At 64.1% G+C, this 17,170-nt stretch carries 18 protein-coding genes; 6 read left to right on the plus strand and 12 right to left on the minus strand.

Translation table 11 applies throughout. The annotated features are described in order from the left end of the window. The first annotated feature begins 69 nt into the window (after nt 1–69). Together WH303_RS17390 and WH303_RS17395 are read left to right on the plus strand one after the other, a co-directional pair. Nucleotides 70–471 carry a DUF779 domain-containing protein gene (locus WH303_RS17390; protein ID WP_027011387.1) on the plus strand — a complete coding sequence of 134 codons (402 nt, stop codon included), beginning with the start codon at nt 70–72 and terminating at the stop codon, nt 469–471. Between the two features lie 171 nt (nt 472–642). Next, nucleotides 643–1,083 (plus strand): polyhydroxyalkanoate granule-associated phasin, encoded by a 441-nt coding sequence (locus tag WH303_RS17395; protein ID WP_021028938.1) that lies wholly within the window; start codon nt 643–645, stop codon nt 1,081–1,083. A gap of 13 nt (nt 1,084–1,096) precedes the next feature. On the opposite strand, the gene WH303_RS17400 is transcribed toward WH303_RS17395, so the two are convergent. Then, entirely contained in the window at nt 1,097–2,923 is a 1,827-nt protein-coding gene (locus tag WH303_RS17400) for an ABCB family ABC transporter ATP-binding protein/permease (protein WP_339520022.1), read from the minus strand. A gap of 41 nt (nt 2,924–2,964) precedes the next feature. Between WH303_RS17400 and WH303_RS17405 the strand changes: the two genes are divergently transcribed. Then, complete coding sequence (locus WH303_RS17405) at nt 2,965–3,378, plus strand: acyl-CoA thioesterase (RefSeq protein WP_021028940.1); 414 nt, start codon at nt 2,965–2,967, stop codon at nt 3,376–3,378. A 102-nt stretch (nt 3,379–3,480) separates the two neighbouring features. On the opposite strand, the gene WH303_RS17410 is transcribed toward WH303_RS17405, so the two are convergent. Together WH303_RS17410 and WH303_RS17415 are read right to left on the minus strand one after the other, a co-directional pair. Continuing rightward, nucleotides 3,481–4,101 carry a bactofilin family protein gene (locus WH303_RS17410; RefSeq protein WP_339520024.1) on the minus strand — a complete coding sequence of 207 codons (621 nt, stop codon included), beginning with the start codon at nt 4,099–4,101 and terminating at the stop codon, nt 3,481–3,483. A gap of 172 nt (nt 4,102–4,273) precedes the next feature. Beyond that, a complete protein-coding gene (locus tag WH303_RS17415) occupies nt 4,274–4,735 on the minus strand; it encodes a thioesterase family protein (RefSeq protein ID WP_339520160.1) in 462 nt (153 codons plus the stop codon). A 153-nt stretch (nt 4,736–4,888) separates the two neighbouring features. Between WH303_RS17415 and WH303_RS17420 the strand changes: the two genes are divergently transcribed. From WH303_RS17420 to WH303_RS17430, 3 genes are read left to right on the plus strand one after another with little or no spacing between them, the layout of a single operon-like run. After that, nucleotides 4,889–5,956, plus strand: coding sequence for a glycosyltransferase family 2 protein (locus tag WH303_RS17420; protein ID WP_339520026.1), 1,068 nt, complete (start codon nt 4,889–4,891; stop codon nt 5,954–5,956). Beyond that, a complete protein-coding gene (locus WH303_RS17425) occupies nt 5,953–6,378 on the plus strand; it encodes a GtrA family protein (protein ID WP_373604942.1) in 426 nt (141 codons plus the stop codon). The genes WH303_RS17420 and WH303_RS17425 overlap by 4 nt, the downstream gene beginning before the upstream one ends. A gap of 5 nt (nt 6,379–6,383) precedes the next feature. Next, nucleotides 6,384–7,196 carry a ChbG/HpnK family deacetylase gene (locus WH303_RS17430; RefSeq protein ID WP_339520027.1) on the plus strand — a complete coding sequence of 271 codons (813 nt, stop codon included), beginning with the start codon at nt 6,384–6,386 and terminating at the stop codon, nt 7,194–7,196. Nucleotides 7,197–7,212: 16 nt separating this feature from the next. Here the strand turns inward: WH303_RS17430 and WH303_RS17435 are convergent, their stop codons facing one another. The 9 genes from WH303_RS17435 to slmA all read right to left on the minus strand — a co-directional run bounded on the left by WH303_RS17435 (nt 7,213) and on the right by slmA (nt 17,138). Further along, the gene (locus WH303_RS17435) at nt 7,213–7,995 is read right to left on the minus strand and encodes an enoyl-CoA hydratase (protein ID WP_339520029.1); all 783 of its coding nucleotides are present in this window, start codon (nt 7,993–7,995) and stop codon (nt 7,213–7,215) included. Between the two features lie 93 nt (nt 7,996–8,088). After that, nucleotides 8,089–8,931 carry a thioesterase family protein gene (locus WH303_RS17440; RefSeq protein WP_339520031.1) on the minus strand — a complete coding sequence of 281 codons (843 nt, stop codon included), beginning with the start codon at nt 8,929–8,931 and terminating at the stop codon, nt 8,089–8,091. Between the two features lie 164 nt (nt 8,932–9,095). Continuing rightward, entirely contained in the window at nt 9,096–10,295 is a 1,200-nt protein-coding gene (locus WH303_RS17445; RefSeq protein WP_339520033.1) for an acetyl-CoA C-acyltransferase, read from the minus strand. A 5-nt stretch (nt 10,296–10,300) separates the two neighbouring features. After that, nucleotides 10,301–10,747: an endonuclease domain-containing protein gene (locus tag WH303_RS17450; protein ID WP_339520034.1), complete on the minus strand. Its 447-nt coding sequence runs from the start codon at nt 10,745–10,747 to the stop codon at nt 10,301–10,303. 8 nt (nt 10,748–10,755) lie between these two features. Next, nucleotides 10,756–13,164: a 3-hydroxyacyl-CoA dehydrogenase/enoyl-CoA hydratase family protein gene (locus WH303_RS17455; protein ID WP_339520036.1), complete on the minus strand. Its 2,409-nt coding sequence runs from the start codon at nt 13,162–13,164 to the stop codon at nt 10,756–10,758. Nucleotides 13,165–13,232: 68 nt separating this feature from the next. Next, nucleotides 13,233–13,682, minus strand: a complete 450-nt coding sequence (locus WH303_RS17460; RefSeq protein ID WP_021028951.1) for a DUF2147 domain-containing protein — start codon at nt 13,680–13,682, stop codon at nt 13,233–13,235. Between the two features lie 40 nt (nt 13,683–13,722). Further along, nucleotides 13,723–15,525, minus strand: a complete 1,803-nt coding sequence (locus WH303_RS17465) for an acyl-CoA dehydrogenase C-terminal domain-containing protein (RefSeq protein ID WP_339520038.1) — start codon at nt 15,523–15,525, stop codon at nt 13,723–13,725. A 27-nt stretch (nt 15,526–15,552) separates the two neighbouring features. Beyond that, nucleotides 15,553–16,287, minus strand: a complete 735-nt coding sequence (locus WH303_RS17470; protein ID WP_339520040.1) for a TetR/AcrR family transcriptional regulator — start codon at nt 16,285–16,287, stop codon at nt 15,553–15,555. A 170-nt stretch (nt 16,288–16,457) separates the two neighbouring features. Beyond that, nucleotides 16,458–17,138 (minus strand): nucleoid occlusion factor SlmA, encoded by a 681-nt coding sequence (slmA, locus tag WH303_RS17475; RefSeq protein ID WP_021028954.1) that lies wholly within the window; start codon nt 17,136–17,138, stop codon nt 16,458–16,460. Between the last annotated feature and the right edge of the window lie 32 nt (nt 17,139–17,170).

Raw genomic sequence — 17,170 nt, forward strand, 5'->3', positions numbered from 1 at the left:
GTCTGTGCAAATCCACCCCTACCGGCAGGCATGGCCCATGCCTTGCCTGCCATCACCGGAGACAGCAACATGGTTGTGGAAAAAGTGGTGGCCACGCCGGCCGCGCAAGCGCTGATTGCCTTGCTCAAAGACAAGCATGGCCCCGGCCTGATGTTTCACCAATCGGGCGGCTGCTGCGACAACAGCGCGGCCAACTGCTATTTGCTCGGCGAGCTGACCATTGGCCAGGGCGATGTCTATCTGGGCGATATAGGCGGTTGCCCGTTTTACATGAGCACCTCCCAGTATGCGTACTGGAAGCACACCCAGCTGATCATCGATGTGATCGACACCCATGGCGGCGGCACCTTCTCGCTCGAAGGGCCCGAGGGCAAGGCCTTCCATACGCGCTCGCGCGTCTTCAGCGACGAGGAGTTGGCGGCACTGCAGCAACAGGACGCACAAGGCATTGCAAACAATGCGCAGTCCTAGGCCATGGCAAGCGTTGCGCCTACTGCACAACCATGGTGCAAAAATAGAAATATTCTTTTTTATTCAATAGCTTAATTAATAACCATGGATGCAGGCTGGTGAAATTGTTGCAATGCAGCATTCTTGCAAGCTCTCTACAATTTCCACTCTACCAACCCCACAGTGGAAGCCATGACTGCCCAACACACTACCCAAGCCAAGGTCCAGAATCTGGCCACCAAAAGCCTGGAGCTCAGCTTGGCTGCTCCCCAGGTGGTCGCACAGCGCGTCGGCCGCATGATGCTCGCGGGCTCCCAGCCCTCGGCACGCGACCAGCAGGAGTTCTACCGCATGGGCAACGAGAAGGTCGCCGCCTTCTACGAATCCTGGATCGGCATGTGGACCCAGGCCTGCACGGCCTACTGGCAGACCGCCGCCAGCCTGTACACGGCCCCCGGGCTGCTCACCCCCAGCAGCAGCAACCCGCTCGCGGCCTTTGGCGTGGGCAAGGCCACATCGCGCATGGTCACGCAGCAGGTACGGGCCGTCACCGATGTGCTCAATGCCGGCATCACGCCCGTCCACGCCAAGGCGGTGAGCAACGCCAAGCGGCTCTCGCGCAGCAAGCGCTAAACCGGCTTCTCACCTATTGCTGCGCCTGGTTGCGCTGCAAGGCCCACATGCTCGCATAGCGCGCGCCCAGCGCCAGCAGCTGCGCATGGGTGCCGCGCTCCACAATGCGGCCGGCGTCCATCACCAAAATCTCATGCGCATCCACCACGGTGGACAGGCGGTGGGCAATCACCAAGGTGGTCTTGCCCTGCGCGGCCTTTTGCAGCTCCTGCTGGATGGCGCGCTCGTTGGCCGAGTCCAGCGCCGAGGTGGCCTCGTCAAAGATGAGGATCGGCGGGTTCTTCAGCAAGGTGCGGGCAATGGCCACGCGCTGCTTTTCGCCGCCTGACAGTTTGAGCCCACGCTCGCCCACCCGGGTGGCATAGCCTTCGGGTGAGGCGGCGATCATCGTGTGGATACGCGCGGCCTGCGCGGCCTGCACGACCTCCTCTTGCGAGGCGCCGGGCCGGCCATAGGCGATGTTGTAGGCGACGGTGTCGTTGAACAGCACGGTGTCCTGCGGCACGATGCCGATGGCGCGGCGCAGGCTGTCCTGGGTCAGATCGCGGATGTCCTGGCCGGCGATGCGGATGGCGCCCGCTTGTACATCGTAAAAACGAAAGATCAGCCGCGCCAAGGTGGATTTGCCGGCGCCCGAGGGGCCCACCACGGCGACCGTCTTGCCCGCAGGCACCACAAAGCTCAGGCCCTGCAAAATGGGGCGACCGGGGTGGTAGGCAAAATGCACGTCGTCAAAACGCAGCTCGGGCTCGGCCTGCAGCGCCAGCGGCTGGGCGGTCGGGGCATCGGCCACTTCGCGCTGCTGGTCCATCAGCACAAACATGCGGTCCAGGTCGGTCAGGCTTTGCTTGATTTCGCGGTACAGGGTGCCCAGAAAATTGAGCGGAATGTACAGCTGGATCATGAAGGCATTGATCATCACCAGATCGCCCAGGCTCAGCCGGCCATCGACCACGCCCTGGGTGGCGCGCCACAGCATCGCGACCAAGGCCACGGCGATGATCAGCTGCTGGCCGCTGTTGAGCAGGCTCAGGCTGCTTTGGCTCTTGAGGCGCGAGCGGCGCAGCTTTTCCAGATCGCCGTCATAGCGCTGGGCTTCAAAGGCCTCGTTGTTGAAGTACTTCACCGTCTCGTAGTTCAGCAGCGAGTCAATGGCCTTGCTGTGCGCCGAGGAGTCGATCAGGTTGGCCTCGCGCCGAAAATGCGTGCGCCACTGGGTGACCACGACGGTGAACGTGATGTAGACCGTGAGCGCGACGATGGTGATGATGGCAAACCAGATATCGAACTGCACGGCCAGAATGCCCAGCACCAGCGCCAGCTCGATCAAGGTGGGCACGATGCTGTAGAGCGAGTACGAGATGAGGGATTCGACCCCTTTGACGCCGCGCTCGATATCGCGCGTCATGCCGCCGGTTTGGCGCTCGAGGTGAAAGCGCAGGCTCATCGCATGCAGGTGCTCAAAGGTCTGCAGCGCAATTGCGCGCGCGGCGCCCTGCGTGGCCTTGGAGAACACCAGCTCGCGCAGCTCGCCAAATACCGAGGTCAAAAGCCGCAGGCCCCCATAGGCCAGCAGCAGGCCCACCGGCACCACCAGCAAGGCCTGGGGCTGGCCGGGCCGCATATCGAGCGCATCGACCACATGCTTGAGCAGCACCGGCACCCCGACATTGGCCACCTTGGCCCCCACCATCAGCACCAGGGCCGCGAGCACGCGCCACTTGTAGGTCCAGAGATAGGGCAGCAGCCGCTTCAAGGTACGGCCGTCGCCAGCGGTCAGATTTTTTCCATCACTAGGGGTAGGGCTTGTGGCGGCGGGCGCCTCGGCATAACGTCGCATCGGAGACAATGGTGGGTTTGTTATAGACCTCCATTGTGACCATGAATACCCCACGCACCGCATCCAACGCGCTTCCCCAGGACAAAGAGCTGGTTTTGCGCGTGGTTCCCATGCCTGCCGACTGCAATGCCAACGGCGATATCTTTGGCGGCTGGGTCATGTCGCAGGTGGACCTGGGCGGCTCGGTGCTGCCGCTGCGCCACTCGCGCGGCCGCACCGTCACCGTGGCGGTCAATGAATTCATCTTCAAGCAGCCCGTGCGCGTGGGCGATATCCTGTCGTTCTACGCCAAGCTGGTGCGCGTGGGCACGACGTCGATGACGGTCCAGGTCGAGGTGTTTGCCGAGCGCCTGTCCAAGCAAGGCCAGTTCTTCAAGGTGACCGAGGCGACCTTGACCTATGTCGCCATCGACGACGAAGGCCACCCCCGCACCGTGCCTCCGCTGCCGGTCTGACCGGCCACGGGCCAGCGACCGGCCTAAAAACACCAAAGCCGCTGCAACGCAAACCTGCGCTGCAGCGGCTTTTTCACAAGCGGGAGGCCGGGGCCTCAGCGATCAAGCCAGGCTTTCAGCCGGCTTTTCCATCTTGGTAGCGGTGGTGCTGGCGGCCACGGGCTTGCGCGTGCTGTTGGAGCACTCGATCTCGCCGGTCAGCTGGCCGCCTTCTTCGATGATGACCTTGCCGTAGCGGATCTTGCCATGCACACGGCCGCTGCCAAAAATCACCAGCTTGTCGCGCACGGTCAGGTTGCCTTCGAATTCGCCATGGATCTCCGCAATGTCGATTTCCGCCGAGCCACGGAAGGCGCCTTCTGCAGTGATCTGGATCACGCGAGAATCCATCGTGGCCTCGACCGTGCCTTCCACCACCAAGGTGTCGCAATCGGTGATCTCAACGCCCTTGAGCTTGATATTGGGGCCAACAGTCAGTTTGCTGCCGGTGCCGGCGGTGGTATCAGTGGTCACGGTGCTGGTATAGGAAGAGGTAGGAGATGGGTTGCTGGGCTCATCGGCCTTGTGGCCGCTCAGGTTGCCGCCGAGCACGGAGCTGGCAGAGCCCGCTGCGGTGCTGGGCAAGGTGCTGCCCGATGTACTGGAGGCATTGCCTCCCATGAACTTGGAGGCGGAAGAGTCATTGTCACGGCGTCCGCCGAAAAAAGGGTTTTGTACAGCCATCGGTTCTCCTTGTGAAAAGCTTCTACATGCTATTCAATTTATAGCTAGGGTGTTCACAAAATTTGACACTAGTCGTAACAGGCAGCAACTATGGCGGCCTTTCCTATCAATATTTTCATCGGTCGGACAAATCTCACATTTCCCAACATCGCAACAGTGCCGCCAGCCCGCATCAGGACACGATATAGGCCGCCGTGGCCGTGGCCAGCACCTGGCCGCTGCTGTCGCAAAAGTCAGACCGCGTCGTCGCCACGCGTGAGCCCAAGCGCAGCACCCGGGCCTGCAGCCCAAAGGGGCCATGGGTTCCAGGGCGCAGGTAGTCGACCCGCAAATCAATGATGCCCAGCTTGGCAAAGCGCATCAGGCGCTGCATCACCGGCTCACCCACATGCTTGGCGCCAGAGGCCGCCATCACCGCGATGCCGCCCAGCGCATCCAAGCTGGCACTGATGACGCCGCCATGCACGCGCTGCAGACCAAAGTGGCCGATCAGTTCATTGCGCATCTCCAGGCTGGCCCAGACCGCGTCGTCCTGCACGTTCTGGAGCTTGAGCCCCAGGAGCTTGTTGAAGACGATGCGCTCTTCAAAAATGTCGCGCAGGCCTTCGACATAGGCGTTATCCAGGCCCTGCATAGAGACATAGGCTGGTGCTTCGAGGTGCGGGGTGGGCAAGGTGGCGGTGCTCATCCACCGCAGTATGCAGTCAAGCGCCCGGCACGGCAATCGCAGATTCTGCTGGGATGCCACTGCGCCATGCGCTAGACTGCGCGCAAATACAGCCCATCTATGCCTGACACCCTGCCCTCCGCTCCGCCCACCGCCCGCACGGCGCCTCGGCCGCCCTTGCGCCTGAGCTGCGTGGTGCCCGCCTATAACGAAGCCAGCAACCTGGAAGCCTTTCTGCCCGCCTTGTACGAGACGGTGCGTGCGCTGTCCGTCGATTGCGAGATCGTGCTGGTCAACGATGGCAGCAAGGATGCGACCGACGAGGTGGCCCAGCGCCTGGGCCAGCAGCTGCCGCTGCACTACATCCAGCTGGCGCGCAATTTTGGCAAGGAAGCGGCGATGACGGCCGGGCTCGACTATGCACGCGGCAATGCGGTGCTGTTGATCGATGCGGATTTTCAGCACCCGCTGCCGCTGATTGCCGAGATGGTGCAGCTGTGGCAGAGCGGCAATGACATGGTCTATGGCGTGATTGCCGACCGTGCCGGCGAGGCCAAGGCCAAGCGCTGGGGCACCTGGCTCTTCTACTACCTGATGAACCGCGACAACGCCGTGCATATCCCCGAGAACGCGGGTGACTTCCGGCTCATGGACCGCAAGGTGGTTGATGCGCTGCGCCAGCTGCCCGAGCGCAACCGTTTCATGAAGGGCCTGTACGCCTGGGTCGGCTTCAAGAGCGTGGCGCTGCCCTTTGTGCCCGACAGCCGGCGCAGCGGCCAGTCCAGCTTCAATTTTCACCGGCTCTTCGCGCTGGCCTTCCAGGGGCTGACCTCGTTCACCACCTTGCCGCTGCGCATCTGGAGCCTGGTGGGCTTTTGCATCTCGGTGATGGCCATCATCTACGGCATCTACATCACCATCGAGACCATCGTGCTGGACAACCCCATCGACGGCTGGCCGACCTTGGCCGCCGGCCTGATGCTGTTCTCCGGCGTGCAGCTGATGTCCATCGGCATGCTGGGCGAGTACATCGGCCGCATCTATGACGAGGTCAAGCGCCGGCCTTTGTACATCGTGGCGAACAACGACGACCGCAGCCCCGTGAGCAGCGAGCCCGCTGCCCCGCCGCATGTGCCCGCATCCGCCACCGCGCCAGCACCGGTCGCGCCGATGCCACCGGAGTCCTGAGCTTGCGGATCGCTGCTGCGCTCGAGCGCCTGCGCAGGCTGCCCCAGGGCCTGCAGTTTATTGCCGTGGGCGGCTCGGCAGCAGCCACGCATTTGCTGGTGGTGCTGCTCTTGGTGGGCAGCACAGGCATGGCGCCGCTGCTGGCCAATGTACTGGCTTTTCTGGTCGCCTTTGTGGTCAGCTACAGCGGCCACGCCTGGCTGACCTTTGCCGATAAAAAGGCGCCGCATGCCCAGGCGCTGCCGCGCTTCTTTCTGGTCGCCTGCAGCTCCTTCGCCCTCAATGAACTGCTGTACTACCTGGCACTGCACCAGCTGCACTGGCACTACGCCTGGAGCCTGGTCGCGGTGCTGGTCGTCGTGGCGGTATTCACCTTTGCCGCAGCCAAATGCTGGGCCTTTGCCCACGCTGCGCCGCACTGAGCACCATGAAACACATCACTCTCTGCGCCGACGATTTTGCGCTGCACCCGGCCGTCGACGCCGCCGTGCTGGAGCTGGCAGCGCTGGGCCGCCTCTCGGCCACCAGCTGCATGACCACGGCACCGGGCTGGCGCACAGCGGCGCGCGCCTTGCCGGCTGTGCGCGGCCAGCTGGACCTGGGCCTGCATTTCAACCTGACCGAAGGCCATGGCCTAGCGCCCGATACCCCCATCACGCGCATTCTCAGCCAGGCCTATACCGCCCGGCTGTCTGCCGCTGCGCTGCGCGATGCCTGGCGCCGCCAGCTCGATGCCTTTGAGGATGCGCTGGGCATGCCGCCCGTCTATGTGGATGGCCACCAGCATGTACACCAGCTACCCGGCGTGCGCAAAGCGATGCTGGCTGAACTTGACGCGCGCTATGGCGCAGCAGCGCGGCGGATCTGGATCCGCTCCACGGCCCCTGCGGGCGCTTTGCGCTGGCAGGCCAAATCGGCCACGATTGCGCTTCTGGGCGGCTGGCGCCTCAGCCACCAACTGCAGCGCCAGCACTGGGCGACGAACCAGGGCTTTGCAGGTGTCTATGGTTTTGATGCGCCGACGCAAGACGCCTATGGCGGCCTGATGGCGCAATGGCTGGCCGAATGCCAAGACGGCAGCTTGTTGATGTGCCACCCGGCACAAACGCCGATGCCAGACGACGCCATTGGCCAGCAGCGGCCGGTGGAATGGGCTTATCTGCGCTCGCCCGCGTTTGGCGCGCTGCTGGCAGCGCAGGGCTGCCGCATTGGCAAGCTCGCGCCTGGCAAGCCAGCCTGAGCAGCCCAAGCAGGGATCACAGACCGCTGAAGTTGGGCTTGCGCTTTTCCATAAAGGCCTGCATCGCCTCTTTGGCAGCGGGCTGCTGCAGCAGATCGGCAAACACACGGCCTTCTTCGGCGATGCGCGACTGAACAGCCGCCATCTGGCCGCTCTTGAGCAGGCGCTTGCTGGCCATCAGCGAGGCCAGTGGCTTGGCGGCCAGCTTGGCGGCTTGCGCCTGGGCGATGGTGTTGCATTCGGTCGGTGGCACCACGCGGTTGACCAGGCCCACTTCCAGTGCCGCCTCGGCCATGAAGGGGTCGCCCAGCAGCAAGGCTTCGCAGGCGCGCTGGTGGCCCATCAGCTGGGGCAACAGCAGGCTCGATGCGCCTTCGGGGCAGAAGCCCAGGTTGACAAAGGGCAGCGAGAACATCGCGTTGTCACCGGCATAGACCAGGTCGCAGTGCAGCAGCATCGTCGTGCCAATGCCCACGGCCGGGCCGCTGACGGCCGCGACGATGGGCTTGGGGAAGGCCGCCAGCGCCTGCAGGAACTGGAACGGCGGCGCATTGTCATCGGGCTTGGGTCCGTGGAGGAAATCGCCCAGGTCATTGCCCGCCGTGAACACCGAGGCATCGCCCTGGAACAGCACCACACGCACCTCGGCGCTGCTGGCGGCCTGCTGCAAGATCTCTGCCAGGGCCAGGTACATGGCACCGGTCAGCGAGTTCTTCTTGGCCACCCGGTTGAAGGTGATGGTGCAGATGCCCGCTTCGGCCAGCACGCGGATATCGTCGCAGGAGGATTGGATCGTCATAACAGTCTCTCAAAAAAGGGGTCGGTGCTGAGCCCGGGCCACGGCCAGGGCGCGCACCGAAGACGCTGGCATGCTAACCGGATTTGGCGCGCCTTATTCCTTGTAGTAGACCAGCTGGTGGCTGGTGGCCAGCAAAACGCCCTGGGGCGACCAGATCTGCGCGGTCTGGTCAAAAAAACCATCCCGAAAGCCCTGGCCTTGCGCCTGGGCCAATACCGGCTGGCTGCCCACTGCGGCCAGTTGCTCGGCACTGGCATGCACATAGACCGTCAAGGACACGGTGCCCACCGGCACGCGCTTGGCACGGCGCAGCCAGATGCGGGGAAAGAAGACATCGCACAGCGAGGTGAGCGCCGGCACATCGAGCGGGCGCGGGGGCTCGTCACTGACCCACATGCGAGTCAGACTCGGGCTGCTCGCGCCGTCCCACGCCGTCGGATAGCCGCCCAGCAGCGGCCGGATGTTGTAGCGGTTCAGCCATTCCACGCGGAAATCGGTGGTGTAGCGCGCCACCGCGCTGGAAGGCGGCACCTCGGGCATCGCATATTCATCGTCCGACCAGGTATCGCGCGCCACTGCGGTCATCGCGGTCGCCGTGGTCGTCGTGGACCACTGGCCCTCGGCGTCTTGCTCGCGCAGGGTGATGATCCAGTGCTGGGTGCTGCGGTTGGTGCGGGCGGGGATGGCCTCGATCACATAAGGCCGCTCGCCCACGGCGCCGGCGTAGTTCACGGTGACCGCCACCAGATCGCCCAGGCGCTGCGGGTGCTGCAGCACGGCCTGGGCCACTTGGGCTGCTGTTATGCCGCCGTAGGGCCCCACCATGTTCCAGTAGTCCTGGCTGGCCTGCGCCGCATACTGGTTCTGGCCGCTGGGTTGCATCGCCATCGCACGGTCAAAGGCATGGCGTTCGTTGGGGGTGGAGAGTTCACTCATTCGGACATCTTTCGCAGAAATTTTCGAATCCGCTGAAAACGCCATGTGCCCGTACCAAGCCTTTCAAGACCTGTCTTGCAGTTGCATTTTCTGCCACCCTACATTAGCAGCCAACGGCATCTGTTGCAGCCCAGTGGGCGACAGATGCCGTGGCCAGCGCCGGTTTAGACGCGCTCCAGAATGCCCGCCGCGCCCTGCCCCATGCCCACGCACATGGTCACCATGCCGTATTTGAGCTTGTTGCGCTGCAGCGCATGCACGACGGTGGCCGCGCGGATGGCGCCCGTCGCGCCCAGCGGGTGACCCAGCGCAATCGCGCCGCCCATGGGGTTGACCTTGGCCGGGTCCATGCCCAGCTGCTGCATGACCGCGATCGACTGCGCGGCAAAGGCCTCGTTCAGCTCGATCCAGTCGATATCCTGCAAGGACAGGCCGGCATGGCGCAGCGCCACCGGGATCGCCTCAATCGGGCCGATGCCCATGATCTCGGGCGGCACGCCCTTGCTGGCATAGCTGACAAAGCGCGCCAGCGGCGTCAGGTTGAAGCGCTTGAGGGCCGCCTCGCTCACCACCAGCAGCGCACCTGCGCCATCGCTGGTCTGCGAGCTGTTGCCGGCAGTGACCGAGCCGCGCGCCGCAAACACGGTGCGCAGCTTGGCCAGGCCCTCGATCGAGGTGTCCGGGCGCGGGCCTTCATCGAGCTCCACCGTGCGCGAGCGGCTGACCGCCTCCCCCTTGGCGATGTCCACCCCCCGGTCGGTCACGGTGATCGGCGTGATCTCGGCGGCAAAATCGCCCGCCTGCTGCGCCGCCAGCGCACGCTGGTGCGACTGCAATGCAAAGGCATCCTGGGCATCGCGGCTCACTTTCCAGCGCTGCGCGACTTTCTCGGCCGTCAGCCCCATGCCGTAGGCAATGCCGACATCGCCTTCGCGCTCAAAGATGGACGGCGACAGCGACGGCGAGTTGCCCATCATCGGCACCATGCTCATGCTCTCGACACCAGCAGCGATCATCACATCGGCCTCACCCACGCGAATGCGGTCGGCGGCCATTTGCAAGGCCGTCAGGCCCGATGCGCAAAAGCGGTTGACCGTTACCCCGCCCACCCCCACCGGCAGCCCTGCCAGCACCGCGCTGATACGTGCCACATTCAGGCCCTGCTGGGCTTCGGGGATCGCGCAGCCGCAGACCACATCCTCAATCGCCTGCGGGTCCAGCCCCGGCGCCTGCGCCAGCACGGCCTTCATCGTGGTGGCCAGCAGATCGTCAGGGCGCATATTGCGCAGATAGCCTTTGTGCGACTTGCCAATCGGCGTGCGCGTCGCCGCAACGATGTAGGCGTCTTGAACTTGTTTACTCATGATGACTAGTCCTCGGTATTCACCTCCCTCTCCCGCGCGCGGGAGAGGGCCGGGGTGAGGGCCTGCAGCACACGTGCAAGCACCTCATTCGTTTGTTGTACAACCTCATGGTTCCAAAACCGCAGCACGCGCAATCCTTGCTGTTGCAACCAGGCAGAGCGCTGCTGGTCATAGGCTTGCGCCTGCAGATCTGCATGCTGGCCGCCATCCAGTTCAACCACCAGGCCCTGCTCCAGACAGACAAAATCCAGGATGTAGGGCCCCAGCGGATGCTGTCTGCGGAACTTGGCGCCCGCCAGTTGGCGGTTGCGCAGGTGGCGCCAGAGCAGTTGCTCTGCCGTGGTGGAGGCTTGGCGCAAGGCGCGGGCTTGTTGCACACTGACATCCGCCCTCACCCCTGCCCTCTCCCGCGAGCGGGAGAGGGAGTTGGGGGACAAGGGTTGCTTTTCCACGGTGGGCCTCAGTTACGGACGGGCTTGCCGGTGTTCAGCATGCCCAGAATGCGCTCCTGGGTTTTTTCCTTCACGATCAGGTCGGTGAAGGCCTTGCGCTCCAGCGCCATCAGGTACTCCTCGTTCACCAGGGTGCCGGCATCCACATCGCCGCCGCAGACCACATCGGCCATATGGCTGGCAATCAGCATGTCGTGCTCGGTGATGAAGCCGCCCTCGCGCATATTGACCAGGGTGCTGCGCAAGGTGGCTGCGCCACTGCGGCCAGCGACCGGAAAAGGCTTGCGCTGCGGTGGGCGCCAGCCCGATTGCGCCATGGCCTTGGCCTGCGTCAGCGCCACAAACAGCAGCTCGTCGCGGTGCGGCACGATGACATCATCGGACTGCAGGTAGCCAATCGCCTGCGACTCCAGCGCGCTGGTGCCGACGGTGGCCTTGGCGGCGGCCGTAAAGCCATTGGCCAGGAAGGGCAGCAGATCCGTGCCGGTGGAATACTGCGCATGGCGTGCCGCCTGGTAGGCCACATTGGTGAGGCCGCCGGCGCCGGGCACCAGGCCCACGCCCATCTCCACCAGGCCGATATAGCTCTCCATATGCGCCACGCGGCGTGCGCAGTGCAGCAGCAGCTCGCAGCCGCCGCCCAGCGCCATGCCATGCACCGCGCCCACCACCGGGATCTGCGCATAGCGCACCGACAGGAAGAGCTGCTGCATCACCTGCTCGATCTGGTCGATGGCCATCGGGCCTTGCAATGCAAAGGCCGGCATCATCGCCTGCAGATCGGCGCCCACGCTGAAAGGTGCATCGCCCGACCAGACGACCATCGCATCAAAGTCCTTTTCGGCCAGCGCCAGCGCGGCCTGCAGGTCTTCCATCACATCGGGGCTGATCGCATGCATCTTGGTCTTGATGCTGAAGACCAGCACCTGGTCATCCAGGGTCCAGCTGCGTGAGGCCTTGCTCTCGGCCAGGGTGCGGCCTGCCGTGCGCCAGTCCTGCGCGGGTTCGCTCGCCTCGCCCAGCACGCGCTCGGGGAAGAGCTGGCGCGCATAGACCGGCAGATCGCGGCGCGGCACAAAGCGGTTCTCGGCGGCGCTCCAGGAGCCCTTCGCGGTGTGCACACCGCCGGCGTCCGCCACGGGGCCTTCAAACACCCACTGCGGCAGCGGCTCGGTGCTGAGCGCCTTGCCTGCGTCAATGTCTTCCTGCACCATCTTGGCCACCTGCAGCCAGCCGGCCTCTTGCCACAGCTCGAACGGGCCTTGCTGCATGCCAAAGCCCCAGCGCATGGCCAGATCCACATCGCGGGCATTGTCGGCAATGTCCTTCAGATGCACGGCGGCGTAGTGGAAGCTGTTGCGCAAGATGGCCCAGAGGAACTGGCCTTGTGCGCCTTCACTATTGCGCAGCAGCTGCAGGCGCTCGCCGGCCGGCTTTTTCAGCATGCGGGTGTAGACGTCATTGCCCTTTTCGCCCGAAGGCACATAGGCCTGGTGCTCGGGGTCAAAGCGCTCGATGCCCAGCTTGGTCTTGCGGTAAAAACCTGCCTTGGTCTTCTGGCCCAGCGCGCCGTTGGCGATCAGCTGGGTCAATACCGCTGGCGTCGTGTAGCTGGCGTAGAACGAGTCGCTCTGCGCCGTCAGCTGGGTCTGCATGGTGGCGATGACATGGGCCAAGGTGTCCAGGCCCACCACATCGGCAGTGCGGAAGGTGCCCGAGCTGGCGCGCCCCAGCTTTTTGCCGGTCAGGTCGTCAACCACGTCGTAGCTCAGGCCAAAGCGCTCGGCCTCGGCGATGGTCGACAGCATGCCAGCCACGCCGACGCGGTTGGCAACAAAGTTGGGCGTGTCCTTGGCGCGGACGACGCCCTTACCCAGTTGGCTGGTCGCAAAGCTTTCGAGCTGGTCCAGCACCTGGGGCTCGGTCGCTGCGGTCGGTATCAGCTCCACCAGCTGCATATAGCGCGGTGGGTTGAAGAAGTGGATGCCGCAGAAGCGGTGGCGCAGCTGCTCGGGCAAGGCTTCCGACAAGGCCGTGATCGACAGGCCCGAGGTGTTGGAGGCCAGGATCGCATGGGGTGCAACAAAGGGCGCGATCTGGTGGTAGAGGTCGCGCTTCCAGTCCATGCGCTCGGCAATCGCCTCGATCACCAGGTCGCAGTCCTTGAGCTGCGCCAGGTGTTCTTCGTAGTTGGCGGGCGTGATCAGATCGGCTTCCGCCGCCACACCCAGGGGCGATGGCTTGAGCTTTTTCAGGTTGGCAATCGCCTTCTGGGCAATCGCGCTTTTGGGGCCTTCCTTGGCCGGCAGGTCAAACAGCACCACGGGCACCCGCACATTGACGAGGTGGGCCGCAATCTGCGCGCCCATCACGCCGGCGCCAAGCACCGCCACTTTCTTCACCACAAATCGGGACATGGTTACTCCACTTTTGAGAGCTGCCAGCGCTTGTCAATTGCAGGCTGGCAGCCAGTTTCAGTCAAAACCTATTCGACGCGCGACCAGGTCTGCGTGCGGCCAAAGGGGCCAATCGATCCGCGCACATCGAGCTTGTTGCCGTTGTCGGCAGGCGTGAGCTTCAAGCTGTAGCTGCTGCCGTTTTCGGGGTCGAGGATCTTGCCGTCTTCCCATACCGCCTTGCCCTGCGCCTGCTTGGCACCGCGGATGATCTCCAGCCCCACGAGCGGCTGGCCCTTGCGGTCATCGCTGCAGCGGTCGCAGACGGCCTGCGGATCGGCGCCCTTGCGCAGCAGCTTTTCCACCTTGCCGCTGAGCACCCCGCCGCTGTCGCTGATGCGCACCTCGGACTTGGGCTCACCGCTTTTCTCGTCAAAGGTGCGCCACAGGCCCACCGGCGACATCTCGGCAGCCAGCGCTGGCAGTGCCACCGCCAAGCTGCCAGCCACCATCAGCACAGGTTTCAGCAAGGTTTGCATCAGGGTCTCCTTCGGTGTTTTTCGGCAGCACTGCAGGCGGTCAAGCCAGCGCGGCGTCGGTGTTCATCAAGAGCTTGCTGCCGGTGCGCATGGTGCGCACACGCAGGCCCGCCTCGGGGAAGAGGCGCGCAAAGTAAAAGCGCGCCGTCTGCAGCTTGGCTTCGTAGAAAGTCTTGCCCGTCACATCGCCTTCGGCCAGTGCGCGCAGCGCGGTCTGGGCCATGCGTGCCCACCAGTAGCCCATCACCAGGTGACCCATCACGCAGAGGTAGTCGGTCGCGGCAGCACCCACTTCGTCAGGGTTCTGCAGTGCCTTGAGGCCCAGCTCGGTGGTGATACCGGTCATCTGGCCGGCCAGCTGCGCCAGCGGGTTGATGAAATCGGCCATGCGCTCGTTGACGCCCTCTTCCTCGACCAGACCCTGCACCAGCTTGCCCAGCGCCTTGAGCGCCGCACCCTGGTCACCCAGCACCTTGCGGCCCAGCAGGTCCAGCGCCTGGATGCCATTGGTGCCTTCGTAGATCATGTTGATGCGCGCATCGCGCACAAACTGCTCCATACCGGTTTCATGGATGTAGCCATGGCCGCCAAACACCTGCTGGCACAGCACGGTCACCTCAAAACCCTTGTCGGTCAAAAAGGCCTTCAGGATGGGGGTGAGCAAGGCGACCTGCGCGGCATGGGCCTTGCGCAGGGCTTCGTCGGGGTGGTTCAGCTCTTCGTCGACCAGGGCCGAAGTGGCGATCATCATCGCGCGGCCGCCTTCGCTGTAGGCCTTGGCAGTCAGCAGCATGCGGCGCACATCGGGGTGGACGATGATGGGGTCGGCCGGCAGGTCCTTGGCCTTGGTGCCCGAGAGGCTGCGCATCTGCAGCCGGTCCTTGGCATAGGCCAGCGCGTTCTCGTAGGCCACGGCCATCAGACCCAGCGACTGGTTGGCCACACCCAGGCGCGCGGCATTCATCATCACAAACATGGCCTGCAAGCCCTTGTTGGCCTGGCCGACCAGGCTGCCCACGGCGCCATCGATGGCGATCTGCGCGGTGGCATTGCCATGGATGCCCATCTTGTGCTCCAGTCCCGAGCAGCTGATGGGGTTGCGCGCTCCCAGCGAGCCATCGGCATTGACCAGGAACTTGGGCACCAGGAACAGGCTGATGCCCTTGCTGCCCTTGGGCGCATCGGGCAGGCGTGCCAGCACCAGGTGCACGATGTTGTCGGTCATGTCGTGCTCACCGGCGCTGATGAAGATCTTGTTGCCGGTGATCTTGTAGCTGCCATCGGCCTGCGGCTCGGCCTTGGTGCGCAGCATGCCCAGATCGGTGCCGCAATGGGGCTCGGTCAGGCACATGGTGCCGGTCCATTCACCGCTGGTGAGCTTGGGCAGGTAAAGCTTTTTCTGCTCGTCCGAGCCATACACATGGAGTGCCTCATAGGCGCCGTGCGACAGGCCGGGGTACATGGCCCAGGCCTGGTTGGCGCTGTTGAGCATCTCATACAGGCACTGGTTCAGCACAAAGGGCAGACCCTGGCCGCCATAAGCGCTGTCGCACGACAGGGCTGCCCAGCCGCCTTCCACATACTTGGCATAGGCCTCCTTGAAGCCCTTGGGCGTGGTCACGCTCGAATCGGCCGTGTTGCGCGTGCAGCCTTCGGCATCACCAGGCAGGTTGAGCGGCTGCACGACCTCGACCGCAAACTTGCCGGCCTCTTCCAAAATCGCATCCATGGTGCCGGTGTCCACCTCGGCATAGGCCGGCAATTGGGCAAAACGGGCGGGCAGGCCCAGCACTTCTTGCATGAGGAACTGCATGTCGCGCAGCGGTGGGGTGTACTGAGGCATGGAAAGTCCTTTGGAAAAATGACGAGGTCAAACAGAAACGGAAGCGGGCGCATCGGGCTGCGCCGCCAGGCATGGGGCGAGCGCGGCATCGATCAGGGCAGCCTCGCGCTCGGGGTTCACCGCATGGCGCAGCAAGATGCCGCGCAGGCCAGCGGCAGCATGGCGCAGCGCCTGCGGGCCATGGAGAAAGCGGGTTTCATAGTGCAGCGACAAAATGATGCCGTGCAGCTCGAACAGCACCTGGTCGGGCGCGACATCGCTGCGCAGCTGGCCTTCGGTCTGGGACTGCACAATTGCGCGGCGCATCGCATCCATCCAGATGCGCACCGACTCGGACAGCGCATCGCGCACATCGCCGGGCCGGTCATCAAACTCCACCGCACCGCTGATGTAGAGGCTGCCATAGAGGCGGCTGGCATCGTTGGGCTGGGCGGTGCTGCCCATCCAGCCGGTGGCCATGTGCAGCAAGCGGGCGAGCCCGCGCGGCACCTGCAGCGCTGGCACAAAGATCTCGCGCTCAAAGCGCTCGTGGTATTCGCGCACCACCGAGCACTGCAGCTCCTCGCGTGAGCCAAAATGCGCAAATACGCCGGACTTGCTCATGCCCATGGCCAGGGCCACCATGCCCAGCGACAGACCATCGAGCCCCTCTTGCGCAGCCAGAGACAAGGCGGCGTCCACAATCGCAGCACGGGTTTGGGCGCCTTTGGCCAGCTTGGCGATCTCGGCAGGGCCTGGGGTGGAAGCAAGGGGTTTGGTCATAAATCAAAAAATAGCACGGTCGTTCTTTTTTTGATTCTTGCACAAACCCAGTGTGCTGCCAACCGCTGGTGTGCAAAGCAAGGGTAAACCACGGCAACGGCCGTGCCCCGCATGAAAAAAGCTGCTGGCCTGGTCTGGCTCAGCAGCTTTTGCGATGGGGTGGGCTGGCGTCAGTGGGCCATCAAGGACAGGCAGGCGTCGAGCTGCTCGGTGGGCAGGCGGCGGAAATCCGAACGCGCAAAGCGCTGGAGGCGGCCGATCAGGAAGGACATCAGCACGCTGGAGCGCACATTGGCATCCACGGTGGGCGTAGCCGATGCATCGCCGCCGGGCACCACGCGCAGGCACTGGCGCAAGGTGGTCTCGATGCGCTCGAAGAACTGCTGCATGCGCTGCTGCAGGCGGGGGTTTTCGGACTGCAGCGCGTCACCCAGCATCACGCGCACCATGCCGGGATTGCGCTCGCCAAACTGCAGCACCATGGCCACCACCCGATGGGCCTGGGCAATGCCCTGCTCCACGGTCTTGGCGGGGTCGGGCACATCGCGGCCGGTGATCTGCACGGCCAGGCTGTAGACGGACTGCTCGATGAACTCGATCAGGCCCTCGTACATCTGGGCCTTGCTGGCAAAGTGGCGGTAGAGGGCCGCCTCGCTGATAGACATTTGCGCGGCCAGTGCCGCCGTGGTGATGCGGTCTGCGCCTGGCTGCTCCAGCATGGCTGCCAGCGTCTGCAGAATCTGGATTCGACGCTCTCCGGGTTTTGGACGTTTACGGGTAGGTGCCGGGTTAGCGGCTTCTAGCGGCGCATCGACGAGGTCGGCGGCGAAAGAAGATTCTTGATCAGACATGCGTTGAATATGAGGCTGCACCCGACGCAGTC

The sequence above is a fragment of the Comamonas sp. MYb69 genome, assembly GCF_037479315.1.
GTDB lineage: Bacteria > Pseudomonadota > Gammaproteobacteria > Burkholderiales > Burkholderiaceae_C > Comamonas.